The 26136-nt window shown below is 61.0% G+C and carries 23 protein-coding genes; 11 read left to right on the forward strand and 12 right to left on the reverse strand.

Features of this window, described 5'->3' with window-relative positions; translation table 11 throughout:
- Nucleotides 1-65: 65 nt before the first annotated feature.
- The 4 genes from E6N53_RS12770 to E6N53_RS12795 all read right to left on the reverse strand — a co-directional run bounded on the left by E6N53_RS12770 (nucleotide 66) and on the right by E6N53_RS12795 (nucleotide 3791).
- Nucleotides 66-470: a PIN domain-containing protein gene (locus E6N53_RS12770; protein ID WP_142859829.1), complete on the reverse strand. Its 405-nt coding sequence runs from the start codon at nucleotides 468-470 to the stop codon at nucleotides 66-68.
- Nucleotides 471-695, reverse strand: a complete 225-nt coding sequence (locus tag E6N53_RS12775) for a DUF7557 family protein (protein WP_201741148.1) — start codon at nucleotides 693-695, stop codon at nucleotides 471-473.
- Between the two features lie 120 nt (nucleotides 696-815).
- Nucleotides 816-2036, reverse strand: a complete 1221-nt coding sequence (locus E6N53_RS12780; RefSeq protein WP_142859831.1) for a hypothetical protein — start codon at nucleotides 2034-2036, stop codon at nucleotides 816-818.
- Between the two features lie 813 nt (nucleotides 2037-2849).
- Nucleotides 2850-3791 (reverse strand): transcription initiation factor IIB, encoded by a 942-nt coding sequence (locus E6N53_RS12795; protein ID WP_142859834.1) that lies wholly within the window; start codon nucleotides 3789-3791, stop codon nucleotides 2850-2852.
- Nucleotides 3792-4078: 287 nt separating this feature from the next.
- On the opposite strand from E6N53_RS12795, the gene E6N53_RS12800 reads away from it, so the two are divergent.
- Nucleotides 4079-4855, forward strand: a complete 777-nt coding sequence (locus tag E6N53_RS12800; RefSeq protein ID WP_161596563.1) for a lamin tail domain-containing protein — start codon at nucleotides 4079-4081, stop codon at nucleotides 4853-4855.
- Between the two features lie 65 nt (nucleotides 4856-4920).
- Here E6N53_RS12800 and E6N53_RS12805 read toward each other — a convergent pair whose 3' ends face one another.
- Complete coding sequence (locus tag E6N53_RS12805) at nucleotides 4921-5433, reverse strand: SWIM zinc finger family protein (RefSeq protein WP_142859839.1); 513 nt, start codon at nucleotides 5431-5433, stop codon at nucleotides 4921-4923.
- 803 nt (nucleotides 5434-6236) lie between these two features.
- On the opposite strand from E6N53_RS12805, the gene E6N53_RS21560 reads away from it, so the two are divergent.
- From E6N53_RS21560 to E6N53_RS12820, 3 genes are all read left to right on the forward strand, one after another.
- Nucleotides 6237-6683 (forward strand): hypothetical protein, encoded by a 447-nt coding sequence (locus E6N53_RS21560; RefSeq protein WP_321167802.1) that lies wholly within the window; start codon nucleotides 6237-6239, stop codon nucleotides 6681-6683.
- Between the two features lie 663 nt (nucleotides 6684-7346).
- On the forward strand, nucleotides 7347-7877 hold the full coding sequence (locus tag E6N53_RS12815) for a DUF7342 family protein (RefSeq protein WP_142859841.1): 531 nt from the start codon (nucleotides 7347-7349) through the stop codon (nucleotides 7875-7877).
- A gap of 2 nt (nucleotides 7878-7879) precedes the next feature.
- On the forward strand, nucleotides 7880-8317 hold the full coding sequence (locus tag E6N53_RS12820) for a toxin-antitoxin system TumE family protein (RefSeq protein ID WP_142859843.1): 438 nt from the start codon (nucleotides 7880-7882) through the stop codon (nucleotides 8315-8317).
- A 440-nt stretch (nucleotides 8318-8757) separates the two neighbouring features.
- Here the strand turns inward: E6N53_RS12820 and E6N53_RS12825 are convergent, their stop codons facing one another.
- On the reverse strand, nucleotides 8758-9651 hold the full coding sequence (locus tag E6N53_RS12825) for an SOSS complex subunit B family protein (protein ID WP_142859845.1): 894 nt from the start codon (nucleotides 9649-9651) through the stop codon (nucleotides 8758-8760).
- 2154 nt (nucleotides 9652-11805) lie between these two features.
- Between E6N53_RS12825 and E6N53_RS12830 the strand changes: the two genes are divergently transcribed.
- The 4 genes from E6N53_RS12830 to E6N53_RS20765 all read left to right on the forward strand — a co-directional run bounded on the left by E6N53_RS12830 (nucleotide 11806) and on the right by E6N53_RS20765 (nucleotide 18701).
- Complete coding sequence (locus tag E6N53_RS12830; protein ID WP_142859848.1) at nucleotides 11806-14826, forward strand: ATP-binding protein; 3021 nt, start codon at nucleotides 11806-11808, stop codon at nucleotides 14824-14826.
- Nucleotides 14827-15885: 1059 nt separating this feature from the next.
- Nucleotides 15886-17109, forward strand: coding sequence for a phage NrS-1 polymerase family protein (locus tag E6N53_RS12835; RefSeq protein WP_142859850.1), 1224 nt, complete (start codon nucleotides 15886-15888; stop codon nucleotides 17107-17109).
- A gap of 148 nt (nucleotides 17110-17257) precedes the next feature.
- Entirely contained in the window at nucleotides 17258-18403 is a 1146-nt protein-coding gene (locus E6N53_RS12840) for a Hint domain-containing protein (protein WP_142859852.1), read from the forward strand.
- Between the two features lie 157 nt (nucleotides 18404-18560).
- Nucleotides 18561-18701, forward strand: a complete 141-nt coding sequence (locus E6N53_RS20765; protein WP_161569907.1) for a hypothetical protein — start codon at nucleotides 18561-18563, stop codon at nucleotides 18699-18701.
- A 196-nt stretch (nucleotides 18702-18897) separates the two neighbouring features.
- Here the strand turns inward: E6N53_RS20765 and E6N53_RS12845 are convergent, their stop codons facing one another.
- The 4 genes from E6N53_RS12845 to E6N53_RS12860 all read right to left on the reverse strand — a co-directional run bounded on the left by E6N53_RS12845 (nucleotide 18898) and on the right by E6N53_RS12860 (nucleotide 21266).
- The gene (locus tag E6N53_RS12845) at nucleotides 18898-19584 is read right to left on the reverse strand and encodes a hypothetical protein (RefSeq protein WP_142859854.1); all 687 of its coding nucleotides are present in this window, start codon (nucleotides 19582-19584) and stop codon (nucleotides 18898-18900) included.
- Between the two features lie 325 nt (nucleotides 19585-19909).
- A complete protein-coding gene (locus tag E6N53_RS12850; protein WP_142859856.1) occupies nucleotides 19910-20434 on the reverse strand; it encodes a PIN domain-containing protein in 525 nt (174 codons plus the stop codon).
- A complete protein-coding gene (locus E6N53_RS12855) occupies nucleotides 20435-20755 on the reverse strand; it encodes a hypothetical protein (protein ID WP_201741149.1) in 321 nt (106 codons plus the stop codon). It lies immediately after the preceding gene.
- Between the two features lie 184 nt (nucleotides 20756-20939).
- Nucleotides 20940-21266 (reverse strand): NifU family protein, encoded by a 327-nt coding sequence (locus E6N53_RS12860; RefSeq protein WP_136602963.1) that lies wholly within the window; start codon nucleotides 21264-21266, stop codon nucleotides 20940-20942.
- A 653-nt stretch (nucleotides 21267-21919) separates the two neighbouring features.
- On the opposite strand from E6N53_RS12860, the gene E6N53_RS12870 reads away from it, so the two are divergent.
- The 3 genes from E6N53_RS12870 (at nucleotide 21920) to E6N53_RS12880 (ending at nucleotide 24410) form a co-directional block, all read left to right on the forward strand.
- Nucleotides 21920-22708 (forward strand): DUF7260 family protein, encoded by a 789-nt coding sequence (locus E6N53_RS12870; protein WP_142859860.1) that lies wholly within the window; start codon nucleotides 21920-21922, stop codon nucleotides 22706-22708.
- A 225-nt stretch (nucleotides 22709-22933) separates the two neighbouring features.
- Entirely contained in the window at nucleotides 22934-23350 is a 417-nt protein-coding gene (locus E6N53_RS12875; protein ID WP_142859862.1) for a metal-dependent transcriptional regulator, read from the forward strand.
- A gap of 103 nt (nucleotides 23351-23453) precedes the next feature.
- On the forward strand, nucleotides 23454-24410 hold the full coding sequence (locus E6N53_RS12880) for a dienelactone hydrolase family protein (RefSeq protein WP_142859864.1): 957 nt from the start codon (nucleotides 23454-23456) through the stop codon (nucleotides 24408-24410).
- A gap of 16 nt (nucleotides 24411-24426) precedes the next feature.
- Here the strand turns inward: E6N53_RS12880 and E6N53_RS12885 are convergent, their stop codons facing one another.
- Together E6N53_RS12885 and E6N53_RS12890 are read right to left on the reverse strand one after the other, a co-directional pair.
- Nucleotides 24427-25215: a hypothetical protein gene (locus E6N53_RS12885; RefSeq protein WP_142859866.1), complete on the reverse strand. Its 789-nt coding sequence runs from the start codon at nucleotides 25213-25215 to the stop codon at nucleotides 24427-24429.
- A gap of 11 nt (nucleotides 25216-25226) precedes the next feature.
- Nucleotides 25227-26060: a DUF7847 domain-containing protein gene (locus E6N53_RS12890; protein WP_142859868.1), complete on the reverse strand. Its 834-nt coding sequence runs from the start codon at nucleotides 26058-26060 to the stop codon at nucleotides 25227-25229.
- Nucleotides 26061-26136 lie beyond the last annotated feature (76 nt).

The following is a 26136-nucleotide window of genomic DNA, read 5'->3' on the forward strand; positions in this document are numbered from 1 at the left end:
ATTTAGGTGGTGGTTTTCCGGAAGAGATCGGCCAGGCACCCGGACAGCTGGTCTCTCGTGACGAGTTAGTACGGGTCGTACTTCGCAACTGGAAGGACAGATTGTACGTCCGGTTTCCAGAAGTGCTTTTCAGCAGTCGCGAATGTGCCCCCGTGTTCACGAGCGTTTGCGGCAATCAGTGCGTCCGGATGGTCAGCCGGGACGCCAACAGCCATCAACTCTTCTTGAAGCGATGCGGCTTCGTTCGCCGTCTGCTCTGTAACGTCAAGAACGTCCATCGACATCGTGATTGCCTGTCTGATGGTTGATGGAGAGCCACCGATGTATCCGTGAATACTCCCCATGTAGGCCTCATACAGAACGATTGAAGAGACAGCCCAGGATTCTTCTTCATACTGTTCGAGAAACGTCCGAGCCGCTTGTTTCCCATCGAGATAGTCGCTTAGGAGATTATTATCGAGGACGAGCATTCAGTTCTCGATGTCCTCGGTAACGCCCTCACGCATCGCTTCCCGCATTCGTCCTAGCCCCTCTCGCGTGTCCGTCGACGTCTCAGACTCAGAGAGAACGCCGAAGCCGGCCCACTTGTCGCGCTCGGTGAGTCGCAAGATGACGTCCTCGTAACTCTCTCCCTCTCGTTTGAACCGGTCGAGTCGAGCCTTGGCTTCTTTTGAAAGTCGAATCGAGGTACTCATAATGTATGCACATACGTATGCGTATGCAATAAGGTTCTCGCTAGGAGCACAGCGAACGGCTGTGAGTGAAGTACCTCGGGGGGACAAATCCCGAGGCACTCGCTTTGCACCACCTGTAGATTAGTCGTGATCGTGCCCGAAGCGCTCTCGGAGGAGTGCTTCACGTTCCTCGAACGACGCTGCCTTTGAGCGAACATCCGCACTCACACGCTCGATCTGTGCCAGTGCAGCCTGACTTTCTACACCCGTTTGGCCATCGCTGTTTGTCTCCGATACTGCCTGCCGTTCGTAGACTTGTTCCACAGTCGTGAGGGTCGCCTCCGGGTTGAACAGCAGGTCGTTCGCCGTCCGGACGTACCCATCGAGTGCGGACCCCTCCTTTCCGGTGAAGAAGTGCGTGAGCGCGTACGTCGCACCCGAATGCAGCGTCCAGAAGTCGATCTCGAACGGGTCTACTGCGTTCGCCTGTGCGTCACTCGCTGCTTGCTTCGAGAGATAGTCGGGGAAGTCCAGAAGTGAGTACAGTTCCTCAACGCTGAACGGCATCTGCGAGAAGTCAACCGTAATCTCCTGGGCGTCGGTGATGAACTCGTAGAGGTCGTTGGCGATGAATGCGAGTTGGTCCAGAGTGTCCTCCCACCAGCCTTCGAACTCACCGATATCGCCGACGTGCTTGATCGTCTCGCGGTCCGTCAGCGACCGAATCGAGTTCGCACAGGTGGTGTCCCGAGCGAACCCCTCGACGTAGACTGCGTGGCCACCGAAGAAGTCATACCCTGAGGAGAAGCCCATCGTGATTGGGTCGCGTCTATCGGGAAGCTCGACAGAGAGCCCATCGAACATGAGGTCCATATGAACCTCGCCGCCGCCTCTGTACTGCCGTATCTCGCCGAAGACCACGTCGCCGAGTGTACGGTCATCGATTGTCGTCTCACGAAGGACGTTCTCCAAGGGTCCGAAGGCATCGACCGGGTTGATCACCGAATACGATCTGGTCGGGATGTGGAAGAGCGCATCCGTAGCCGTCGTGGGTGAGGCGTCTGTGGTCTCGACAGCCTCGACCCCACCATCGGGCTCGATGCAGTCAGGTCCACTCGTTGGTGCGAGTCGTGATGGCTCGACGAGGGCGTTGAACCGCGAGGTTTCGACCCACTCATGTCGATACGGATTGTAGTATGCGACTGCTGTTTCGACCGCCCGCGGGAGCGACCGAATCGCTTCTGCGAACGAGACGGTTTCTGTCGAGTCTACGGATGTCTGTCGTGCGTACCAGTCTGGGAGCTGTGTGTCTGAGCGCCCGTCGACGCCTGCGAACACGGTCGTTGTTTCGAGTTGTGACATAGGTCTCTACGAGGCACATCTCTCTGCGCCCCGCACCCCACAGGGGGCGATAAAACGCACTCTTCGACGCATGGGCTCAGAACTCCCACGTTGGCCTCGTCAGTTGTGTCGACGACGAACGCCCGTTTACAATCAGCCAGAGGAGTCCGATTGGCCACCGGTCTCGGCACGCGAGTCGGGTTGCTCTGCCGTAGCAAACGCCTGGACACGCCGTTCGTGTTCCGCAGAGAGACCAGTCTGTCGAGCGCTTTCCAGTTGCGAATCGACGAGACGGCTCTGCTGAGGACCCCATACTTCTGGTGGTTGTTCTCGAATATACGCGACCCACCGTTTGATACCAGCTAATCGGTCCTGACGGTTCTGCCCATGCTTTTGTTTCAGCCGATCAGAGCGATGTATCTCCGAGGCCGTTCACCCATGATTCAAGCTCTACAGTGCTATGGTTTTCTTGACAGAGCAGATTCAGATGAGCTGTATCTTCCAAGTCTTTCTGTCCGCTTAGGTGACATCCTCCCCGTCGTAAAAGTAGATGCCAAATCAAATCGAGGCCGGAAGAGGTTCGTTTCCTTCGACAGCTCCGCGTCGAGTTGTCGAAGGTTGTAGAGCAGCGATTTCGCGAGTGGGTTCCGATCCGTCGACGTCACGTCGACCGACTCGGACCGGTCCAGTTGGACGGTCTTGCCGCCCGTGTTCGCGAACTCTTGATTGAAGGCGATTCGAGAGAGGACTTGCTCGAAGTCCTCTCTCGTATAGGTTCCACACGGGGTGGTCCCGAAGTCTAGTGCCGGATAAAGAAGGGTTGAGGCGGTGCGTTCAGTCTGCCGTGTGCGCTCGAAGCTCCTCACATCGCGCCCGAATGGTTGTTGGCGTCGTTCCAGCCATTTCCGCGAGGTCCGTCTGTCTCACTGGACGATTCGACTCCTTTAGCGCCACATAGAGGCACGCTGCCGCCACCCCCGAGGGACGACGGCCGTTGGCGATTCCGGTCGATTCTGCTCGACAGACCAGTTCCTCCGCACGTCGTCGCACCATCGGCGAGAGCGGGAAGTCGAGGTCCGAGATGAGTCGAGGCAGAAGCGTTCGCGGACGGATGATTGCAGTCTCCAGGCCGAGTTCAGTGTTGATGACTCGATAGGCGTTCTTCACTCTGGACTCGCTAACGCGAGCGTTCGAGGCGACCTCTGCGAGCGTCCGCCTGCTTCCCGTACACCGACAGACAGCATACACACTTGCTGCAGCCATCGCCTCGATGGACCGCCCACGAATCAGGTCGTCGGACATCGCCTGACGATAGAGCGTACACGCTTGTTCGCGCACGTCCCAGCCGAAATCGAGGGCGCTCGCCAATCGGGCGATCTCCCCACAGGCGAACGCGAGGTTCTGTCTCTGCTTCGTCGTGTATCGCGCTCTGTTCTGATGATGACGAAGCCGACGAAACTGCCGTCGAGTCCGCCCGGAAAGCGCGTTCCCATATCCGTCTCGCTTGTAGCCTATCTCGGTCGAGAGGCCACGGTCGTGACGCGTTGCCGTCAGCGGTGCGCCCGTCTGCGCTGACGCAGTCTCTGCATCGGGATACGACTGTGCGGTCGCCGCGTGGTCGATCCAGTACTCGTTCACGATGAGTCCGCAGTCACCGCAGGTGACCTCACCGCCGTCAGTCTCGATTCGGCCACTGCATTCGGGGCACTCGGTGGCCGACATCGTCTTTCCACACGCTTCGTCGAAGCTCGTTTCGTAGGTATCTCTGAGCGACATCGGTTCTCCACGAGACGCGTCTGCTCACGCCCCGCACCCCCTCAGGGGGCAATAAAATCTGGCTGGCGTCGACAGAGAGTCGGTAGCGATTTGCTGTTCGGCCGGCTCTCACAATCGTGTCTCGCCGCTCGATACTCGGACCGCTCATGCTTGTCTTCGTCATGTTACTCGCAGGGTGTACCACAGGGGTAGCTCCGAGTGATTCGTCGACAGAAGGAGCAGCGACAAGTGGAAGCCTCGAGCAGGGTCTCTCCGTCACCGTCGTCAAGGTCACTGACGGCGACACGATGGATGTCCGCTTTTCCAACGGGCGCACAGAGACCGTCCGACTCCTCGGTGTCGACACACCGGAGGTCTACGCAGAGAATCGACCGTCAGAGTGGGATGGGGTTCCACAAACAACCGCGGGGTCGGAGTGGCTCCACTCCTGGGGAACACGGGCCAGCGAGTTCGCAACTGAGAAACTCAGCGGTGAAACAGTGACGATTCGAACCGATCCGCGTGCGGACCGACGTGGTAGCTACGGGAGACTGCTCGTGTATCTCTCTGTACCGGATGAGAGCCAGTCGTTCAATTGGCAGCTTCTCAACCGCGGCTACGCCCGCCTGTACGACACACCCTTCACACAGCGCGATGAGTTTGCAGCGACAGAGCGGCGCGCACGGGACAGCGGAACTGGCGTCTGGGGGTTCAGCGGGGAAGCGTCTGACGAGCCCACAGTAGCCACCGAAACAGTCTCACTCGCGCTCGTCGAGGTCAACGCCGACGCTGCAGGCAACGATAACGAGAACCTCGACGACGAGTTCCTCGTGTTCGAGAACACCGGGACAGAGCCACTCGACCTCTCAGGGTGGACGGTCTCAGATTCGGCAGGGCATACGTACAGGCTGCCAGAAGGGCTCGTCCTCAACCCCGGCGACCGCCTCCGACTGACGACCGGGCCGGGAACGACCACTGAGACGACCCTCTACTGGGGACGCACGAGCGCAGTCTGGAACAACGGTGGCGATACGATCATCGTACGGACGTCCGGTGGCGAACTCGTCCTTCGCGAGTCGTACTGAGCTGGGACGAGTGCGCCTCGCTTGATTGAGAGACGAGAGTATGTTGGCTGGAAGCGAAGGGGTCCTTATCCGTCCAACCGCCGAAAGCACTCCCAACACGGGGGATCGTCGAGTACACCGTCGCAGTCACACGGGTCCTCGGAGTCGTCATCTATTCTATGTGGGTCCACTTGCCCGTCACCCGGAGCGAGTTCATACTGTTTGATGTCTGCTGAAGGCAGCGTCGGTGAGTGACTACCGTCACTCTGAGTATCCATATCAGCCGGTTGGCCACCATCGGTGACCGCCTGCATCCGACGAACAGTCTCGAGGAGGACATGCCGCATCGCAACTGCAACACGGTGTTTACAAGCCCCCGCAAATCGCTCATCGGCAGGGCAGGTACAGCTGAGGGGGACGCCGCTTCTGACAGTCACTGTGTATTCGTGGTTCTCGGGGTCGGCGTAACTCCTGTTTCGAACACTGACGCCCTCGGGGACGAGTGTAAACTCGAACGCTTCGTACTGGGCGCGCTTTCGGACGCGACTCGAGAACTCAAGCTGAGCAAGTGGGTGAATCGTCTGTCTTGGTTCGGGCATGGTGGTTCCGCGAGACTCCCACGCTCACCGTCAATAACGGGAAACCGCACGTGGAGCCCCGCACCCCCTGTGGGGCGCATAAACTGTCCATGGACGCGAGGAGACGCCACTTCATCTGCACTGATTCGGGTCCAGTTAGCGCATACGAGGACTGGGAAGTTTGGCCGACTGGTTCTTCGCCCAGAGAATATTGAACGCGTTCAAGTACGAATGAAGCTTGATTACAAGGTATGGACCAACAAAGAGAGCATAGAGGCTTACAACCCAGAGGCTAGGAAGTGCAGGCGGTGTTTTTATTCAGCCAATATAATTTTAGACAAAAGTCGTCGGGGGGCAGAGTCAGAGCCGGCCCAATCACAGAGCAAAACATCGAGATGTATTGGAATTTGAACACTTCAATGTATTATGAGTACTATCCTCTGGCCTTGATGTGAGATAACTGATTACGCTGGGCGAATTTCTGGTCAATTTGTTTTGACCACCCTAGATTAACAGCAACAAACAACGCTACCAAATCCACTGAAACTGCACACCATTACTAACTTTGCCCACGTTTGAATCTACAGAATCGCGTGAGAGCGTTGACTCGCGGTACGAAGCGTACCGAACTCTCCGGCACGAAAGGCCACCCGTTTAAAAGAAACCCGATGCTGTCTGTTGAGTTCGGAACGATACGAAATGGGACGGACCCGACGGGAATTCATCATAGTGTATGACGATCCTGAATTAATCGCCGCGCTGTCCGGCGATTACGAATTCAGAATTGGGTCGTCGTTGACGCCGGTTTGCATCGACACAGAGCCATGGCACTCGAACCCATCCGACCCGACAAAGCCGTCGAACTGTACCTCGAAGACCGCAAGAGCGAACTAGCGAAAGCAACCCAATACGCGCACTCCTCCCGACTGGGACATTTCATCAGATGGTGTGACGAACAGGGTATCAACAATCTGAACGACTTGACCGGACGCACGCTGCACCGCTACCGGCTGTGGCGTCGTGCAGATGGCGGCCTCGCGCCACCCTCCGAGAAGTCACAGATGGACACGCTCCACGTGTTTATCCGATGGTGCGGAACCATCGACGCCGTTCCGACCGACCTCTGGTCCAAGGTCGTTTCACCGAGCCTGTCTGATGGTGAAAACTCTCGTGACGTCATGTTGGACTCTGAAGTTGCTGACGGGATTCTCGACTACCTCTCTACCTACGAGTACGCATCTGAACGCCACGTCACCTTTCTCTTGATATAGCACGCACTCCTCCGACGTGGGGCTATCCACGCACTGGATGTAGGTGACTATGATCCACAGGAGATGTCACTAGATGTGTGGCATCGTCCAGAGACAGAGACCCTGATTAAGAACAAATTCAATGGAGAGCGATTTGTTGCACTCTCGCCAGAGACGTGTTCTGTGCTGGACGCGTGGGTTGCGGACCGCCGACCGGATTCAGTCGATGAGTACGGTCGGAACCCCCTCGTTTCCACTGCCCAAGGTCGGGCACATCTCACCACGATTCAGAGCCACGTGTACTCAATGACCCGACCCTGTGAGTTCACTGGCGGGTGTCCACACGACCGAGAGATTTCAGACTGTCAGGCTGCAATCGACAGGAGTCAGTCGTTCGCCTGCCCATCATCAGTATCACCGCACGCTGTTCGCCGCGGAGCGATTACGCACTGGCTGAGCTCTGATGTTCCAGAACAGGCGGTGAGTGCGAGAGCGAACGTCTCGACAGCGGTCTTAGATGAACACTACGACCGACGGACGGAACGTGAGAAGATGGAACAGCGGCGAAAGTATCTTGACGACGTCTAGTTAGTCGTCATCTCTCTTGGTTTCATCTCCATCGACTGTCGATCATATCTGTGAGCGGGCGTTAATTATATTGACTCTAATCTCGTGCTAGTCTGTATGAACACCTCCGACGACGAACGTGGCCCGTCCCCCTCAGACTTCTCGGAAGACCTCGGTGAGCGACTCGAGAACGCTCCGGCGGACGAACGAGTGTACCGGACCGCACTCGAACTCTACACGCCGACCCGTGTCGTGGAGGTTGCAGAGCGAGCAGACTGCTCGAAGAATTCGGCCCGGAGACACCTGCGACGACTTGCAGACATCGGCGTGTTGACGCGGGTGACAGAAAACCCAGAGACCTTCGAGCGGAACGAGTCGTACTTCGAGTGGCGGCGACTCAATCGACTCTCGGAACTGGACGACGACGAATACCGGGACCGGCTCGGTGAACTGCTCTCCGAAGACGAAGCGTATCGTGAGACGTACGATGTCGAGACACCGGACGAGATTGACCCACTAGAGTACGGTGAGTACGGCGACGTGGAGACCGTCTGGCTGGACCTGAACAACTGGGCTGCGGTTCGGAGAGAGATCCGTGACCTCCGGCGCTCCCGACAAGATAACCCCGTCGGCGAAGGAGTCGCCTGACGGTGAACGGCCAGCACGACCGAACACCGAACCGGGCGCTCCTCCGAGAACTCGCGTCGTTGTTGGCGTCCGAATCCTGGGTCGACAACACGACGGTGTTTCCGGTGAACCGTCCCGACTCGATTGTCATATCCCTCGAACGGCAATACTACCCTCACAAGTACGTCTCGGAAGCGTACATCGAGGTGCAGTCGTACACGAACGGCGACTTTCACATCTCGTACGTTGAAGATCATCATGGCGAGAGGTGGTTGTGCCGATGGGATAGACACGACAGTGAAGACTACACGCGAGACCATTTTCACGCACCGCCGGAGGCTCGTCACGAAGACGGTGAGAATCGGGAGTACCCGACTTCGGTGTGGAGAGTGATTTCTCGAGTGGTTGCACCATGGGTGTACGAACGAATGGGAGCGGTCTGGGACGAGTTTGACTCCTAACGAATCAGCAGTCCCGTGACGTGCGTTCGTGAGATATTCTCCGAAACGCGTACAGGGAGGATACCGTGACGAACACAAAGTGAATTCGTCATTCGTGCGGCTCGTTTCTGCATTAGGCAGCAAATCGGGCCGATTTTACGCTCCTCAGTAGGAGAGTTCGTCATAGTTCATGACGAACCCGAATTAAAATTTCGAGCTAATTCCGCCGCCTTCTTGCGATTAGAAGCCACGGACCCGACGGGATTTGAACCCGCGACGTCTTTGTACGGGTCCACATCAGCTGCTTGGTTAAGTTTGGTACACAGCACGTTGCATTTCATCCAATCTAACGGGTAAGGTTGTGGCTGCGCGCGCAACGAAGTGAGCACGGAGCGGTGGGTGGGGAGGTGGGGTGGGGCTGGCCCGGCACACAGCAAAAAAGCCCGCGACGACTAACTCTGTTACTCCCACCACCGACCGCGCTCAGGGAACCTCACGTCCGACCAGCCCGTCACGGCCAGGGATACACGGCCCTGGTACCAGTTTCGCGCTGCCCCGTGAATCCGCACGAGTTCGCCCTCTCGAATCCGAGGTGCCTCCGACCGCTTCCAGATGGTCACGCGCGTCCGTCCACTGTCATCCGCGACCAACCCCACCTGGGCGATACTCGGGTGGGAGGGCACCCACAGCGTCTCGACGCGACCTTCGATACTCACCTCTCGACGACGCACGTCCTCCAGCGCTCCGATTGGCACGACCCGACCCGGCTCGGTCTGTAACTCCTCGAACGTCCCGACGACGGCCGTCATCATCTCCTGTCCGCTCACGACCTTCTCAGCCAGCCGCCGACTGATCGCCGCTCGCGACCATTGCTTCAATCGCCCGGCCATCCGCATCGACTCTCGGTTCACTATCGCCAGATCGTCTCGAGAGAGTTCTTCACGGGGGTCCACCTTCTGACCGAACAGCGAATCCACAGCCGCCGCCCGTTCGTCGAACTCATCACGTCGCCGCGCACTCATCGCACCCACCACATCGGACGTCCGCTGTGCTCGCCCCTCCTGGGTTCCGAGCGTCGCCTTCGCACTGATGTACGCCAGTTCCGCCTCTCTTGCGTTGATGCGCTCTTCTTGAGCCAGGGTCGCACCGTAGATTCGCTCTTGGCCAGTTTCGACCATCCCCTCGGGGTGGTTCGCATCAACCTTCGCCTGGATCTCCATCTGCACCGTCGCTCTGAGTTCGGGCGTCTCGTCGACGACCTCAAAGCCGTCTTCGTCGACCACCGGCTCGTTCACCTGTTCGTACGCCTGTTCGTCAACCGAAACTTCTTGTCCGAAAACGTTCGTACTAGACATTGCGTTAGCTCTGAAGGCGCTCACTCGGCGTCTTCACTACCCACTCCACGACTCTCCAGCCGCGGCTCTGCTCTCATCGACAGACAACCACTCAACGCGCTCTCGCTCGCGCCTTCGTGAGCGCCCCTTGGGGCGCGAGCGAGAGCGCTCAGAAGGGGAGAAGAAACCAGCCGCGCGCGCCGCGGGCGGGGACCTGAGCGGCCAGCGCCAAGGTGGTTCGCGGTCCGTCCCGTTCTGCGGGTTCGTGTCCAGGCCGACTGTCGCGAGCACGGTGGCGCGCCGACGAAGGAGGTGCGCCAGCGCGCACAGCGGCACCAAGGGCTGGAACGCGAAAGCCCGCAAGGGGCGAAAACCGCAACCACACTTGGCTGCTGGCGCACCGGGAGGGTGCGAGCGAAGTGAGACGCGAGCACCGCGAGCGTCTCAGTAGTCCCCGCCCCGGGGAGGCGATGCGCGGCGAGGCGTCACAGGAACAAAAAAGAACGCGGCGACGGCAGGAACAGCCGTGAGACGAACACTCGGTCAGCCGGGCACAGTGACAGCCAACACAGATTGGGTGGGAGTGAACGGGGCCGGGCGGTCGTGAGGCGAGACGACGCAAGGACCGCAGCCGGAGGCGAGGACCGCAGCGAGTCGCAGTCCACGAGCGCCCGGGGGCGTTCGAGACGCATGGAGACGGTGACACAGGGTCCACACGACAGTCGATGATGAATACGTTCACAAGAGTTAACCAACAAACGCCGACAGTAAGCTTCACTTGTTGGTTAACCCAGCTGGGTCGGTGGGACGCTGATGCCCACGAGAGAGCAACTGGTGAGACTCGTGAAGCGTTCCCTGCCAGCGTGTTCCATCCACGATATTTCCTTCCGTCGATAATTCTCAAAAACAATACCATATAGTTATCGTACTGTTTTTCGTCACAAGAAACAGCAGGCGAGCAGCATGACGGGCGATGACGCACACCGAAACAGAGAGAGATCAGATGAGAGAACGGCGGCATCAGAGGCCGCGGAGACAGCCGACACCACATCGACGCAATCGAACCAGCGAGTCGGACGGGAGTACATCCAACTCACACCGACGGCGACCGATCTCACTCACCAGTCGGTCGAGTCGCAGTTCGTCCGGCTCTTCGACCTCGCCAGGTATCACCCACCGGAGCCGAACGGGTTCACAGAGCGGCTGTTCCGAGCGGTCGGTGGGCCATCGGGACCCGCACAGTCGATCGAGTGGTACGTCGTCACCGAGGGAAAGGCCGACCGACCAGTGCGGTACTACGTCGGCCTCGACGGGGCTGAAGACACCAGCGGAGATGCCCATGGCGAGGCTGGCCGTACAGATGGTGGGACGAGTGCCTCCACAGCGTCGCCGTCGGTAGGCGCACACGCCGAGGCGATAGACGAACTGTCTCGACTGATTCGGGCAGTGTTCCCGAACGATTACCGTATCGAGTGCGTCCGCTGGGACCCCGCGTGGGTCATTGGTGACGACCGCTCCGCCTCGACGGCGCCATCCGACGATACCACGGCCGCGCCACCGGTCGAACACGAACACGAACCGGAACACGAACAGGACGACAGTTCAAACAGCCCATCTCCTGAAAATACGTACAACGCCGTCGAGTACGTCGCCCAGGCCACACGCCGTCGTGACTGGCAGACGGGACTCAAGCCGATCGAGACGTGGCTTGCAGGAGACGGTGAGGCGCGACCGCCGCTCAACGACGTCGTGGCGGCGTTCGCGGACAGTGACGTCCCGATGGTGTATCAGGTGCTCCTCAAGCCCCACGCGTCGTGGGCGGAGGCAGCCGCAGACCGCCGCTTCGACCTGCTCGAGGGCCGGGACACGCTGGCTGCGACGGTCGCACGCGAGATGGGCCTCGGCAGTGCGGAGTACGCGACGAAGAACCGCGAGAAACTCGAGAAACGACGCGGCGACGATGACGACCTCTTAGCACGTGCGAAGGGAGGCAGGGGCTCGCCGATCCATCGAATCCGTACCATCGAGGCGCGTGACACAGCACACTCGTTCGTCGTGAACGCCCGCGTCATCGCCTGCGGCCCGGCAAACGTCGTCGAGACGCGCTGTCGGAATCTCACGGGCGTCCTCGGTGGGCTCTCTGGGCCGTATCACCGCATCGTCGGTCGTCACCGCATGGGGAAGGCCGCACAGACGGTTCGCGACGACCTCTGTACACGGCAGCTTCACGAACCCGCATACGAACGCACGCGGACACGGATTCCCGGCGTCGCGAGCACGAGTCGGGGAATCGTCGCCGACGCGCGGGAAGCGCCCGGGTTCTGTCTCGTCGATGGCGGGAGTCTCACACCCGAGGCGATGGAGGGGGTCGCATCGACGCCCGGTGAGCGGGCACGACCGTACGGTCCACCGCCATCGCGCGACCTCCTGGCGCGCTATCGGGTGCCAGGGCTGACGCTCGGTCGATTCAAGCCGGGGTGGACGACAGGTATCGACCGAAATGGGGTCGGCTATCACGCAGACAGCCGCCAGGAGGATTCGTTCATCGTTCGGCTCCCGCCGGATCTCCAGCGGTTGCACATCGCGTGGTTCGGCAAGACGGGGGCGGGGAAGACCACGGCTGGCATCATTGGTCGGCTCGATGATCACGAGGCGACAGCGGGTGCGACGATTATCCTTGACCAGAAAGGCGATGGGATGGCCACAGAGTTGAGCCATGTCCACTACGCCCGCACGGGAAGTCTCGATGATGTCATCCACTTCGATTGCTCGCAACTGCTTCCGGCGGTCTCTTTCTTCGATATTCGCGACCAGCTCGCCGCAGGTGTGCCACGTGAGACCGCCATCGAAGACGTGGCCGCTCATTATGCCGAGATTCTCGCCCACCTCCACGAAGACTATCACGCGGCAGGCGTCTCAGTGAAGGTCATCGAGGCGACGGTGAAAGCGCTGTTCGACCCTGTGCATGGCCAAGACGCGTTCACGCATCGCCACGTCCGCGAGACCCTGTCGTGGATGGCCGAACATCAAACCACACCTGCGGTCGCGGATGACGACCTCGAGGCCGTGCTCACCGAAACCATCACCGGGTCGGCCCGAGACTTCGGGAACGTCATGAGGGGGGTGACGAACCGTATCCACGAGGTCACGTTGCAAAAGCAGCTTTCGACGATGCTGAATCACGTGCATCCGGAGGCGTCGACCGAGGCCACACAGAAGAGTGAGAGGGGAGATGAGAGCGAGTCGATGAACGAGGCGATGATGGACGAAAGAGAGACGGGTAACGTGGAGGACACGGTGTCATCGGCGCCACGGTTCGATCTCCTCGACCTTCTCGACGAGGATGTCATCATCGTCTTCGATATGGGTGGGCTTCGTGAGAAGGCCCAGCACGCAACGACACTGCTTCTCCTCTCGAGTCTCTGGACGGCGCTTCGCCGTCGAGTTCACCACCGTCAGCAACTGTATGGGCGAGCCGAATCAGGGTCAGGGTCGGGACCGAGAACCGACGCAATAGATGATGCGTCACGAACCGGAGGGGAGGACACTGACACTGACACTGACACTGACACTGACACTGACACGGATATCGACGTCGACGTCGACGCCAACACACTCCCGCTCGTAACGCTCCACGTTGAAGAGGCGTCGAAAGTAGCGGTTTCGGGGGTGTTCAGCGATCTGTTGAAGCAGGCGCGGTCGTTTGGCTGTTCAGTCACGCTCTCGATGCAGTACCCCGCCCAACTCAAGCAGGTCGATACAAAGGCGTATCATGAGGTGCTGAACAACGTCTCGACCATCGTCACGGGCAACGTCCCGCTCGACCGTGACCTTGCCGCACGCCTCGCGACCGAAGATATGGAGCCACAGGAGGTGGCGAATCGACTCCGAGCACTCTCACGCGGGGAGTGGTTGTGTTCGCTTCCAGCGGGATTCGGTGAGCCTGAGCCACGACCGTTCGTCGTCGAGTCCGCGCCGTTGCCGCCAGGACATCCGGAGGGCCCACAGCCGTTGACTGTGTCGGAGGAACTCCACTATGAGGTCGCCCGCGTTCGCAGTCAGGATCGGGTCCGACGGGAATACGGCCTCACAGTTTCAGAGCCCAGTACAGCCGACCGCGATGATGAGACCGGGCACGAAGACGAAGCAGGAAATGGAGAAGGAGATGGGGTCGGTGACGGAGACAAGCCTGGAGCGACTGACGAGGAGGTGGTTCGACGTTCGCGCGTCGATTCGGCGCTTCCCTACACGCTGCGGCTTCCTGAGACGGTTGCGTATGCACCAGCACAACACGCACTCGACTGCACCGAGTGTGGGAACCGGTACAATCCGTCTCCCGAGGGAATGATTCGTGCGATCAACTGCTGTGCGTCGCTCTCGGACGTCGATCCAGATGATATCCCGGTGACGGGGGTGAACCTCAAGCTCTCGAAAGAGGAGAGAGTCGAGACGGGGCTCTCTGATATTCGGTTGATGCTGTTGCAGGTGATCTACAACGCACAGCAACTGCGCTACAACGCCCCGGAGTATGACCTGCTGTTCGACTCGATGATCCGTCTCTTGGAGTACGTGGGGGCAACGAGTGAGGACACGCAGGCGCTCATCGATGCGGGCTATCTGACCCACGATTCTGACCACCCGCATCGGCTATACTCTGTCACCCCTGCTGGTCGGAAGGTGCTGGGAGAAAGCTATCGCGAGGGGGTCGATTTCGGGCATGGCCAGGGCGATCTTGAGGAGACGAGCGCCCACGTGCTGATGATCGAGGCGGCACGCCGCTATCTCGTCGAGAGCTACGTCCCTGATCCAGATTCTCCCGTGGTGCGTGTCGTTCCGTATTTCGAGACCAGTGATGGCTCTCGGCTCGACCTTGCAGGTCTTGACGCCGATGGCGAGGTCGTCGTCGCAGTCGAGGCCGAGCGGGTGAATCACGATATCGCCCGTGCTGTCCCGAGTGATTACGACAAGATGGCGGCGTGTAACCCAGAGGAGGCTCTCTGGGTCGTCATGACGACCGGTGCGACACATGACGTTATCGAGGCGCTTGCCGACCCGATCGAGGGTGCCCCGCGTGTTGAGAAGTCGTACAGCCGAACGACGGCACCGACAGAGTTCCGATTCGACGCCCTAGGGCTCACGGATATCTTCCCGGTCAAGCACCTGCTCAACGAGCTCAAGTCTGATACCACTGAGTGAACCGGTCGGGCTTCGACTCGAACCGGTGTCCGTTCCTCGATTCGAACCGATATGCGGTGGCTCACGGGTGCGGGTGGAGGCGGGAATGTCACCAGAGGTGTGGGCAGATATATCAGAATGCATAGAGAGGCATTGAGGCGATAGACAGGAGTACCTGACAGAGAGTGCGGCGAAATCCGTGAGTGGTGGAGGGGCGGGCGTGAATTCGAGGGCCAAACTCGGCTCTACTGGCTCTCTGTGGTCGATACGGGGTGTCGAGTGGTCTCGGGGTGTCCTGTAGCTTCCAAACATGGCGTTTTCAACCGCAAGAACACCCCTCTGTAGCGTTTGTGAGGTGAGTTTGGGGTGCGCTGCAAGAGATGGCTCTCTGTGTGTGCAATGGTCGACATCGAGGAAGGGTGGCCAGGTGTGGTCGAAATCACGAGACGGCAGCGGTGTCAGTGTGCTAGTGAGGGCTTACTGGCATCGACGACGAACCCCGTGTTCGGCACTGGTTCCTGTTTCGAAAATCGCATGACTGCACCCATGTTTGGATGGATTCTCCCCCCGTCGAGACCCCCGTTTTGGCTCACCGTCTCGCCCTCGATTCGTCTCTCACAACCCCTCTCGACTCCGATTTTCGACGTTTAGCCCGGTGTTTACTACCTCGCGTGTCCGACCCTAACTCTGTTCGTCAATCCCTGTACAGTGTCTTCTTGCGGATGTTGAGTCCGATTTTGGAACCGCCGTAAGTGTCTCAGAATTTCTTAGAAGACCTTAAATTTTCATAGAACCGTTTTTGGTGCGTTTGGAAACCGTGTTTGGAATCGTGACGCCTCAGTGACTCATCTCCAATAGGTTATTGCAGTTGTTCAATTGACTAATATGGAAGTGATGAATCACAAACGTGTCTGTTTTGGTGCCAAAACAGTAGCGGGTCCAGAGAGCTCGGGTGAGGCGGTTGCAAGCAGCCCCACCCAACCCCCGAAGTTTCGAATCAGCTACCGTTTTTCGTCGGCATGATTATGTGCAGTTCTCGCATAGCGAGTATACAGAGTGCGGTGATAAGGACGCGAGTGTATGAGTGAAGAATTGACTACAGATGACCTCCCAGCGGCCCTCCTCGACTACGACCAATGGGTGTGCTGGCAGACCGAAGAACGAGACGACAAGCAGACAAAAATCCCGATCAATCCGACGTCGGGCCGGTACGCGTCGACAACCGATTCCACCACGTGGGCCGCGTTTGAGGAGGCCCGTCAATATGCTGTCGGCACAGACAACATCGAAGGCCTCGGATTCGTCTTCACCGACAACGACCCCTTCGTCGGCGTCGACCTAGACAACTGCCGAGACGACAGTGGCTCACCCAAATGGGCGACAGACATCATCGAGCAGCTCGATGCCTATACGGAGATAAGCCCTTCTGGGACAGGATACCACCTCATCGTCACAGGTAAACTGCCCTCAGGTCCGAACCGTCGGGATGACGTGGAATGCTACGAAACAGCGCGATACTTCACCGTGACTGGCAACAGCGTCCACGATCCCCCACGCCCAGTCGCCGAACGAACGGCCGAGCTTGCAGCAGTCCACGCCGAGTACGTCGCGGGCGATGAGTCGAAGAACGAGCGAGATGTATCGAAGCCACCCCAGCGAGCGTCAATGCAGGCCACAGTGAGGACGAGCACGCTGGACGACGAGACAATCATCGAGAAGGCACGGGCAGCGTTGAACGGGTCGAAGTTCGAGCGCCTGTGGAACGGCTCGACGAGCGGGTACGACAGTCACTCGGAGGCCGATATGGCACTGTGTTTCATGCTGGCGTTCTGGACCGGTGGCGATGTGGTGCAGATGGACCGGCTCTTCCGTCAGTCTGGGTTACTCCGTGGGAAATGGGACGAAGTACATTTTGCCGATGGGAGCACGTACGGCGAGAAGACGCTCGAGCGTGCAGTCGCACGCGTCGACGAGTTCTACGAGCCACCAACACAAGACGCACAGCGAACGGAGTCCGCGAAGCCGCCCACGCCTGATCCAGCCGTCGGTGCGGACAGGAAACACACCCCTCAAGCACAGGATTCGGGAAGAGAGCAACACGAGCGGCGACTGATGGCTACAATCGACCGGTTAGAGGCCCGTGTAGACGAGCTGGAAGCAGAGAATGACGCTCTCCGGGACGCCCTTGACGAAGCGCGTGAAGCGCGTGAGAGACCGCAGGGGACGTCCAAGGAGAAGCAAGCGGAAACGCCGTCGCTGTGGACACGGGTGACGGCACGGTTCGGTAGCGGCCGTGACGATTGATTGGGGGAGAGAGGAGGTTTATCAGCGAAAACGGAGCCAACCCCTCGTAGCAGCCATGTCCGAGCCATCGTCTCACACGGTCGCGAGTCCAAGTTTTAGTTCCAGTTCCAGTGATACTGATGCGGGTGGGTTCACCCCAGACACCGAAGTGCTCACCACGAAAGGCCCGGTGAAAATCGCTGACCTCTCCGTTGGAGACCGAGTGTATGCACTCAACGAAGCAGTCGGTCTGGTGAAACCGAAACTCGTCCGTCGCATCGACACGGCGCCGTTCGAAGGTGAGCTCGTCACGATTACAGGGAAGCGCATCGACTTCCGGTTACACCCGGCACATCGAGTCCTGTTCCAGACGAAAGGACTGCCAATTCCGCGCACCAGACCGGCTGGTGAATTACATGAGACTGAGTACTATCGGTTCGTCAATACGTGGGAGACTTCAGGAGGGGCGCGCCTCGAGACAGTCGACATCACCGACTTCGTAGACGAGTTCGAGGCGAGAGCGACGACGGATGTCCATGGGCACACGTTCCGCGCTGCACTTCCCGATGGGTGTGACCCCTCGTACGTCAACAGCCACTCAGGGTATCACTTCGACCCGGCAGTGTTCAAACGATACCAAGCAGCAATCGAATCAGTCGCCGATGAGGTGTCGATTCGACGACGGCGAAGACAGCGGACACAGCCATATCGTTTTGATGGCGATGACTTTATCGAGTTAATCGGCTGGTTCGTCACCGAAGGAAGCGTGTACTGGGGGTCAGCAAAGCAGACAGCAACGGTGCAGATCGCACAAGAAACATCGGTTAATCGGCGTCGGATCACATCGCTCTTCGAGCGGATGGGAATCAGCGTGAGCGTCAACGACCGAAAATTCCGGTTCAGCTCGGAACTGTTCGGCATTCTGTTGGAATCGCTGTGTGGGTCGTCCAGCCAGACGAAGCGACTCCCAACCTTTGTCTGGCGGCTCCCAACAGATCAACAGCGCCTTCTCTTGGAGACCCTCTTGCGTGGTGATGGAAACGAGCATCGTACCTACGTTACAGCGAGCGAACGCCTCGCCCGAGACGTCCTTCGGCTCTGCGTCGAAGTCGGCGTGAAACCCCGATATTCGCGCCGATTCAAAATGTGGCGTCTCTTTTTGAGTCGAGGGAACGACGGGTTTCGAGCGTCGGTGAACGTCTCAACCACACCGACACAGACCGTTCTCTATCGGCTCACAGTGGCGGATTACGGGACTGTACTGGCCGGCCGAAACGGTCGCTTCCAGTGGATTGGTGTGAGTAACATCTCGTAGTGGTTTGCCGTCTCGGGAGTCTTCAAACATGCCGTCGACTAGAATAAGAAAAGTAGCCATAAAAACCGGCGAAAATATCTTTAAGCTACTGAATTATGTTTTCTTCCACCAAAGCATTGAATAGTATCGAGATAATGCAGATATATGTGCGAAACTCATGAGCGTCATCGGAAAGCTCCTCTGTGACCACCAGTTCGAGCCGATGGCACTGTACGACGAGGAGAACCTCTTCATCAAGCAGTGCCGAAAGTGCGGTCGACAGATCGAAGAACAGCTCTCACACGAGCCGACAGCGTAGCCCCACAGCGACAGCGGTCCAGCAGTTCCCCCACCCCCGCCACCACGTCACCGTTCCCGTCCCTGCCCTCGCTTCCGGTCCCCGCCCTCGCTTCCGGTCCCCGCCCTCGCCTCCGGTCCCCGTCTCCGACCTCGTCTCGTCGCCATCACAGACACCAGCGGAGACGACGCTGTCCTCACCTCGGGTCGACGACTGCTCACTCCAGCAACACGGAGAACCCCCACGTCGCCGACTCCTGTTGCTCGGCCGCCTCCGAGACGACCGAGATGGTCGTCTCGAAGCGGAACTCACCGACGGGGAGGCAGGCGTCCTCGCCAGGAGTGGCGTAGAGGTCGACGAGACGCGTACTGGGCTCGTCGGCCGAGACTTCGAGTATCTGGTACTCCTCGGTCACGGCGATGCCGTCGGTGAGTCGCCAGCAGCCGGGTTCGGCGGGCCACGCCTCGCCGCTCGGGAGCAAGAGGAGCTGGGTCATGTCGTCGTAGACGTACTGGAAGTGGACGGCGCGGCCCTCACCCACCTGCACGGGTGCGTCGGTCGTGTTCGTGAGCGTCGTCCGCAGCTGGGGTGGGTGGTCCGCCGTCGCCGCCTCGCGAGTGAGTTCGACGCTCGGCTCGACAGGGAGGTCGGGCGCGTCGTCGACGGAGACGATGGTCACGCCGGGGCCGCCCGTACCTTCGGGACGCGTGCCGCCCGCATCCGAATCCGTGCCGTTGTCGGGGAGGCCGCCGTCGCCGTCGCCGTCGCTGTCGCCGTCGCCGTCGCCCGCACCGTCGTCACTCTCGCCGCCGTCTGCTCGCGGAGCCGCGCCGGTACAGCCGGCGAGCGCGCCGGCGAGCGTGAGACCACCGAGGCCGAGGACCGTTCGTCGTGTCAGGGTCATAGCCAGTACGTGGTCAGCGACGGACATATCGGTAGCGGAGACACAAGCGCCCGTTTGTGTGATTCGGCGTGAGGGACGAGGTGGCGGGCGGGTCAGTTCCGACGCACTCGACCGCCACGGACGGGGGTGCGCTCGCTGACAGGGTGGGAGTTGCGGGGAGCGAACACACCGGGAATCGGTCGAAAGGCGCTGTTGAAACCCTCAGGAATAGACAGCCACACTGTCTCGAATGAATTGGCTCGAGTGGCTCTGGACGACGATTCCAATCGACTTGCGCCCTCTGTTCGGTTCGGTCGAGATGAGCTACCTGAAATCGGTCAGGGGGTCAATTGCCCTCTCGTTGCTGTTGTAGTGTTGCTTTTGCGCGTGCGACGTATGAGTTTGCAGACCAACTTCGGGCGTCGCTCATCTTCTCGAGAAACTGCTCCGCAGAATCGGGAGAGAGCACGTCGTTCCGCACGAGGGCAGTGAGTAGGATTGGCGTCGTCACGAGACGAGTGTCAACGAGTGATGCATGGATCACTGCGAGCCGGTTGAACTCGTCGCAGAGGAGTTGAACCGCGTTCACTTCGTTCGCCAACGTGACTGCCGCGTTCTCGCCATCGTCCAGTGGAAACGTTTCGTCCAATTCGACAGGACGGGTATCGAACGCGTTCTTACGGTCAAGCACGGCTTGTGCTGCCTCTCCAGAGGCATCGTCGTAAGATGCTGTTTCAGCCAATTCTTCGAGAACGTGCTTGGGAAGCAGGAGTTTGTGTGACTCGAGAAGTATGTCGAGTGGGTTTGTCGTGGCGTCCGCAGCGGTTCCCAGACTAACGAGAGCGGAAGCATCAGCGACGATGCGCATCATCTATGTGTCGGCTAACTCTTCTGCCACGTCGTCAACGAATGCCTCGCTCAACTGCTGTTTCAGGAGACGAAAATTTGCGGCCTCCTCGTGACCGACGAGAGATTGTAACTCCTCAAAGGTAATGGCGTCGTCGTAGTACGCTTCTGCGACCTCCTGCTTTACTTCGTCAGAGTGCGCTGCGTCCCGAAGATACTCACGGAGAGCTGAGATGAGAATGTCCGTCCGGTCTGTCTCGAACACCGCTGCGAGAGTGTCAGCCCGATCCACCAGCCCTCTCGGTGCTCGGAACTGCACTCGCTTCTTCTCCGATTCGGAACTCATGTGTGTACATTGTGAGTGCGATTGTAAAATACTTGTCTCGCACAGCCGTCTGACCGTGTTCAATTCACCAGACCGTTTTGACCGACTCGCGCTGTGTATCCAGCACGGCTCAGACAAACTATCAGCAACCGAGGATTGCAACACGGCCGGTCGAAAAAACGTGGCCCGCTGGGGTGACGAGCGTTCAGAACGGCGGGTCGTAGTCCTCGTACTCTTCCATCTCCTCCATCTCGTCGATCTTCGACGGCATCACCGCGGCACGGGGGCCACCTGCGCGGACGACCTCCACCTCGGAGAGTTCGTCGATGCTCTCGGGGAGACGGCGCTCGATGGCTTTCATCGTCATCGGGGCGATGCCACAGCCGGAGCACGCACCGCCGATGGCGACGGTCACCCGTCCAGCCTCCTCGTCGACGTCGCGAATCTCGAAGTTGCCACCGTGCTGTTGGATCTGTGGGACGTTGTTGCTGAGGTAGTTCCGCGTTCGTCGTTCGAGGCCTTGAGCGCTCATTACAGGTTCACCTATGGCCCAATATATCATAAATCTGTTTGTTTAGGTGGTCCTAAAATCAGCGTCTACAGGCCACGAGACGACATATCTATATATCTATATCTAACTCGTACCTGATTTCTGGTATTTTTTCGTACGGCCTAAAACTCCGACGCGACCGGGTGCCGTGAGACGGCACGCGTGCGTGGGCGTCACCCCCATCCAGCGCGCAGGCCGCCCGAGTCCCGACGCACAGTGACACCGAACGACCACAGCCGTCGGTCCGCGGTCGTCAGGGCCGGCCCGAACAGCACCACCTCGCTCCGCCGCTCGAATCGCCTCGGCCGTCGTTTTTAGGAGTGCCTAAAAAATCGGTGGAACTATATTGTTTTAGGTGCGCCTAAAGTGCATGAGCCCGAGGACACGCGAGCACCGTGTCGCCACGTCGACGACGCTCGTCATCGGCTGTGCCGACCGGGACGTCGCGGGCAGCGCACGGATAGACGAGTCGCCCCCGCCAACAGCGCGACCTGTTGGGGCCGTCGACGGCGCGGTGGCTCCACGTCGCGGTCGAGTCCCCGGCCGTCCACCCGTCGTCGATGGCGACCGCCATCGCCCCGACGGCCGGGCCTCGACCTGCCGAGCGTTCGGTACCCCGGAGGAGTTGCGGTAAGATGGCGCTCGAAACACACGTCCATCAGGCTCGGACGCGCGCGCAGGCGGAGTGGGAAGCGGTCGACGCGAAGGTCGACGCGTACGACGCGTTCATCGGTCGAGTGACGAACCTCCCCACGGCCCCCGCGCCATCGGCCACACCGAGAGCCACGGCCGCTGCGGGGACGCTCGCTCGGGGTGGGTCCGCGACCGACGACCGGTGTCGCAGGGTCCGGAAGGCGTTCGCCGAGACGGTGCGGCCCCACAGCATCGACGACGTGGACGGCCCCGAATCCGTCCTCGAGACCGTACAGTCAGAGTTCTCGGATTCGGTCGCGGCCGCGCTTGCACCGACGACCGAGACGTCGTTCACTCCCGAGCTCAAACGGGTTGTCGTCTCGGTCGCCAGCACCCGCCGGACGGAGACCAAAGTCCTCCGCCGGGCGCTCGCTCGGGAGGACGACCGACTCGAGCGTGCCGGCGAGACGGTGGACGGCGTCGTCGAGTGGATCACCCGTGCGAACGAGACGCCGTTGAGCGACCTCGGGTTCGCGGCGCTTCGGCGACGCCACGAGTCGCTCGCCCAGCACCGCGAGCGGTGTGAGCAACTCGCCCGTCGCCGTCAGGAGTTCGTCCGGGGGACGACGAACGAGGGCGTCGACGCCGGCATCCGCCACCAGCGTCTCGTCTCGTACCTCTACGAGGACTTCCCCGTCGCGTTCCCCGTCTTGGCGACGGTCGCCCGGCTCGACACGGTGTGTGCAACGTGCCAGCGGGCGGTTCGACAGCATCTGGTGCGGAGGGTCTGAGACGGTGAGACGACCGTCACGCCAGCGACCTGGGCGTCCAAAGGCGAACGACCGTCTCCCCCGCGTCGGCAGGGGCAGCGACGCGACGGGCGGGGCGGCGATTGCAGACGAGTCGGGCGGCCGGGACGGGCCGACCGGACAGGGTGAGTAGACGGTGGGCCGACGTCGCCGAGTCGTCCCCTCGACACGGACGAGCCGGTGTCCGAACCGACCGGATGGGGACCGATGAGTGGGGCACCGCAGTACCTCCTCGTGTTATACCTCGTCGAGCAGACCGACTCCGACCCGGTGGCACCGGGCGTCGTCGCGGACGCGCTCGACCGGTCTCCCGCCGCGACGACCGAGATGCTCCAGCGACTCGCAGCGCGCGGACTGGTCACGCACGAACCGTACGAGGGAGCGACGCTGACGCCCGACGGACGCGAGGACGCCGAAGAGCTATACGAGACGTACGTCACGCTGTCGCGGTTCTTCGACGAGGTGCTCGGACTCGACGACGCCGAGGAGGAGGCGATGCGACTCGCGGGGAACGTCAGTCCGGTCGTCGCCGACCGCCTGGCGACGAGCCTCCTCGAGGACCGCGACACCGCCCCCGAAGACACGGTGACCCGACCGTCGTTTCTCCACGTGAACGAGCGCTGAACCCGTCCGCTCCGCGACCGCTGTGGCCACTCGGTGCGAGGCGCGACAGCGGCGTCGACGGCTGGCCGGAACGGTTATGTCGAGACACCCCAACGGACATGAAATGCGAACGACACTCACGGTACTGGTTACCGCACTCGTCCTCCTGAGCGGCTGTTCCGGTATGGGCGGTACGACCACCGACGCGCCGTCGACGGCCGCGCCGACAGCCACGGAGGCCCCGACGGCGACGCCGACACCGATGGCAGAGACGACGGAGGCGTCGGACGAACAGACGGCGCACATGGGCTGTCAGCCCGGCGAGGTGAACAAGAACGGCACCTGCACGGTCGCGGTGTCCGGACAGAACGCCGAGATATTCAGCGCCGAGAACCTCTCGGCCATCACGGCCGAGGAGACGACCATCGGCGGGACGCCCGGCTACCTCGCGCGGCCGGCCGACAACGGCACCTACCCCGCGGTCGTGATGGTTCACGAGTGGTGGGGACTCAACGAGAACATCAAGCACATGGCGGACATCCTCGCGGGCCAGGGCTACGTCGTCTTCGCGGTCGACCTCTACGACGGCGAGGTGGCCATGAACTCCTCGGAGGCGGGCCGGCTGTCGGGGCAGGTCAGAGAGAACCCCGACGTGGCCGTCTCGAAGATGAGCGCCGCCGTCTCCGGACTCCGAGACCGGGCGGACACGACGAAGCAGGTCGCGAGTCTCGGCTGGTGCTTCGGCGGGGGCCAGAGCCTCCAGTTGAGCCTCAGTGAGGCCGAGTTGAACGCGACGGTCATCTACTACGGGACGCTCGCGACGGACGAGGAGACGCTCCAGCGCATCGACGGGCCCGTGCTGGGCATCTTCGGCTCCGAGGACCAGGTCGTCCCCGTCGAGGACGTCCGGGCGTTCAACCAGACGCTTGACGACCTCGGCGTCGAACACGAGGTGTACGTCTACGAGGGTGCGAACCACGCCTTCGCCAACCCGAGCGGACAGAGCTTCGAACCCGAGGCGACACGCGACGCGTGGTCGAAGACGCTCGACTTCCTCGACAGGACGCTGAAGCAGGAGTAGCCGACCCCACGCAGGATTAACCACGGCGACGGCGTCGGAGCGTGTCGACGACCTCACTCGGGTCGTCCGCAGCCGTGAACTCGTACTCGTAGCGCGTCGGCCACGGGAGCCCCCGGTCGATTCGGAGCACCCCCTCGACGGTGGAGACGCGTCGGACGCGACGCCAGGGGACGACACTCGCGCCGAGTCGCCGCTGTGGGACGACGACGAGGCCGCGGTCGAGGACGTAGACGTCCAGCGCCCGCGAGTCGACGAGGGCTAATCCGATTCCGGTCCCGACGAGGACGCCGACGAGCGTCGGTGCACCGATGGCGTCGCCGGCGAGGAACCGGACGACGACGACGCCGGAGAGCGCCGAAGCGAACGCGAGGACGGCGCGCCGACGGGCGGATTCGGTCACGACCAGATGAAGCCGGACCGTCTCGCGCGCTCGGAGGAGGCGACACCGGCGACTCCGTCCGGTCTCGGTGACCACCAGGCCGACGAGCGACAACGCGAGCAGCGGGAGCGTCAGTCGCTCCGGGAAGACGGCGCGGCCCAGCGCGTCGCCGACCAGCGAACCGACGAGCGGCAGCATCACGACGCCGCCCACGACGAGGTGCGCCCGTGCCTCGACGGCCCGGTCGACCGCGTCGGGAACCTGTTCGAGGAGCACCCACGTGAGGAGGGCGACGAGGACGGCCGCGCCCCCATCGACCGCGGTTTGGTCGACGAGCGGGAGGGCGACCGCGGCGATGCCACCGGCGAGGAGTGCAACGGTCAGGCTGAACGAGTCCGCCGAGGGGGTTCGGAATCGTGTCGGCATTCGCGTCTCCCTCAGGCCGCCCCCGGTCGAATCGCCCGATAGAACGCCGTCGAGAACGCGGCGAAGAAGCCACCGAAGAGCGCGGTGGCGACCACGAGGACGATGACGAGGCCGACGGTTCCGGCGATACCGACAGACGGGACCGCGACGGGGAGGTGACTGGCGGCCGGTGTCGAGGTGGGGACCGCCGCCCCGGGAGACGCCGGCGACGTGAGCAGCGAGAAGAGGCCGCCGACCAGTCCGAAGACGGCACCGCCGACGGCCGTGAGGAGCGTGTATCCGAGCACGGCCAGCAGGTTGTGGCGGACACACCACGCGCTGCGTTTGATACTCGCGACGGCGTCGAGGTCGTCGACGACGATGGCGTGGCCGAAGAACTGGATGGTGACGGCGACGAGGAGGTAACCGAGCAGGCCGAGTAGCGCGATTGCGCCGACGGCGACGAGGAGGGCGGTCGACTGCCCACCCGTGTAGACGACGACACCGCCGATGATCGCGCCGAAGACGAGGACGAAGCCCAGCACGAAGTTGACGGCGAACAGGCTGAAGTAGACCACGAGAATCGAGAGGTAGTGTGCGTTCCCCTCGCTGACGAGCGTCCCGAACGAGGTCCGTCCGTCGAGCGCCTCGTTCGCCATGCCGATGAGGCCGCCGAAGAGAAAGGGCATGACGAACAGCGAGACGGCGCTGAAGCCGAGCGAGATGACGCCCCCGACGAGTGGGGCGGCGAACTGTGCGAGTACTCCGGGGAGTTGCAGCAGGCTGGCCGCCGCGGCGACGACGAACAGGATCGGGTTGCGTTTCACTGCGGCAGCGGCTGAGTGGAGGGCTTGGAGGACGACCACACTGAGTGAGACGACGGGAGGCCCACAAAGAACTACTGGTCAGCGGGGTCGGCAGTCCGAAGCGTCGTCACGAGGA

Origin of the sequence: Salinigranum halophilum, assembly GCF_007004735.1 — an archaeon.
GTDB classification, from domain to species: Archaea; Halobacteriota; Halobacteria; order Halobacteriales; family Haloferacaceae; genus Salinigranum; species Salinigranum halophilum.

Excerpts from the sequence above, each read along its gene's own strand:
- E6N53_RS12830 (WP_142859848.1), top strand. The coding sequence starts at position 11,806 with ATGGGGAAGGCCGCACAGACGGTTCGCGACGACCTCTGTACACGGCAG.
- E6N53_RS12870 (WP_142859860.1), top strand. The coding sequence starts at position 21,920 with ATGGCGCTCGAAACACACGTCCATCAGGCTCGGACGCGCGCGCAGGCG.
- E6N53_RS12835 (WP_142859850.1), top strand. The coding sequence starts at position 15,886 with ATGAGTGAAGAATTGACTACAGATGACCTCCCAGCGGCCCTCCTCGAC.
- E6N53_RS12780 (WP_142859831.1), bottom strand. The coding sequence starts at position 2,036 with ATGTCACAACTCGAAACAACGACCGTGTTCGCAGGCGTCGACGGGCGC.
- E6N53_RS12775 (WP_201741148.1), bottom strand. The coding sequence starts at position 695 with ATGAGTACCTCGATTCGACTTTCAAAAGAAGCCAAGGCTCGACTCGAC.
- E6N53_RS12815 (WP_142859841.1), top strand. The coding sequence starts at position 7,347 with ATGAACACCTCCGACGACGAACGTGGCCCGTCCCCCTCAGACTTCTCG.
- E6N53_RS12875 (WP_142859862.1), top strand. The coding sequence starts at position 22,934 with ATGAGTGGGGCACCGCAGTACCTCCTCGTGTTATACCTCGTCGAGCAG.
- E6N53_RS12770 (WP_142859829.1), bottom strand. The coding sequence starts at position 470 with ATGCTCGTCCTCGATAATAATCTCCTAAGCGACTATCTCGATGGGAAA.
- E6N53_RS12805 (WP_142859839.1), bottom strand. The coding sequence starts at position 5,433 with ATGCCCGAACCAAGACAGACGATTCACCCACTTGCTCAGCTTGAGTTC.
- E6N53_RS12860 (WP_136602963.1), bottom strand. The coding sequence starts at position 21,266 with ATGAGCGCTCAAGGCCTCGAACGACGAACGCGGAACTACCTCAGCAAC.
- E6N53_RS12880 (WP_142859864.1), top strand. The coding sequence starts at position 23,454 with ATGCGAACGACACTCACGGTACTGGTTACCGCACTCGTCCTCCTGAGC.
- E6N53_RS12885 (WP_142859866.1), bottom strand. The coding sequence starts at position 25,215 with ATGCCGACACGATTCCGAACCCCCTCGGCGGACTCGTTCAGCCTGACC.
- E6N53_RS20765 (WP_161569907.1), top strand. The coding sequence starts at position 18,561 with ATGAGCGTCATCGGAAAGCTCCTCTGTGACCACCAGTTCGAGCCGATG.
- E6N53_RS12850 (WP_142859856.1), bottom strand. The coding sequence starts at position 20,434 with ATGATGCGCATCGTCGCTGATGCTTCCGCTCTCGTTAGTCTGGGAACC.
- E6N53_RS12845 (WP_142859854.1), bottom strand. The coding sequence starts at position 19,584 with ATGACCCTGACACGACGAACGGTCCTCGGCCTCGGTGGTCTCACGCTC.
- E6N53_RS12795 (WP_142859834.1), bottom strand. The coding sequence starts at position 3,791 with ATGTCGCTCAGAGATACCTACGAAACGAGCTTCGACGAAGCGTGTGGA.
- E6N53_RS12800 (WP_161596563.1), top strand. The coding sequence starts at position 4,079 with ATGGATGTCCGCTTTTCCAACGGGCGCACAGAGACCGTCCGACTCCTC.
- E6N53_RS21560 (WP_321167802.1), top strand. The coding sequence starts at position 6,237 with ATGGCACTCGAACCCATCCGACCCGACAAAGCCGTCGAACTGTACCTC.
- E6N53_RS12825 (WP_142859845.1), bottom strand. The coding sequence starts at position 9,651 with ATGTCTAGTACGAACGTTTTCGGACAAGAAGTTTCGGTTGACGAACAG.
- E6N53_RS12855 (WP_201741149.1), bottom strand. The coding sequence starts at position 20,755 with ATGAGTTCCGAATCGGAGAAGAAGCGAGTGCAGTTCCGAGCACCGAGA.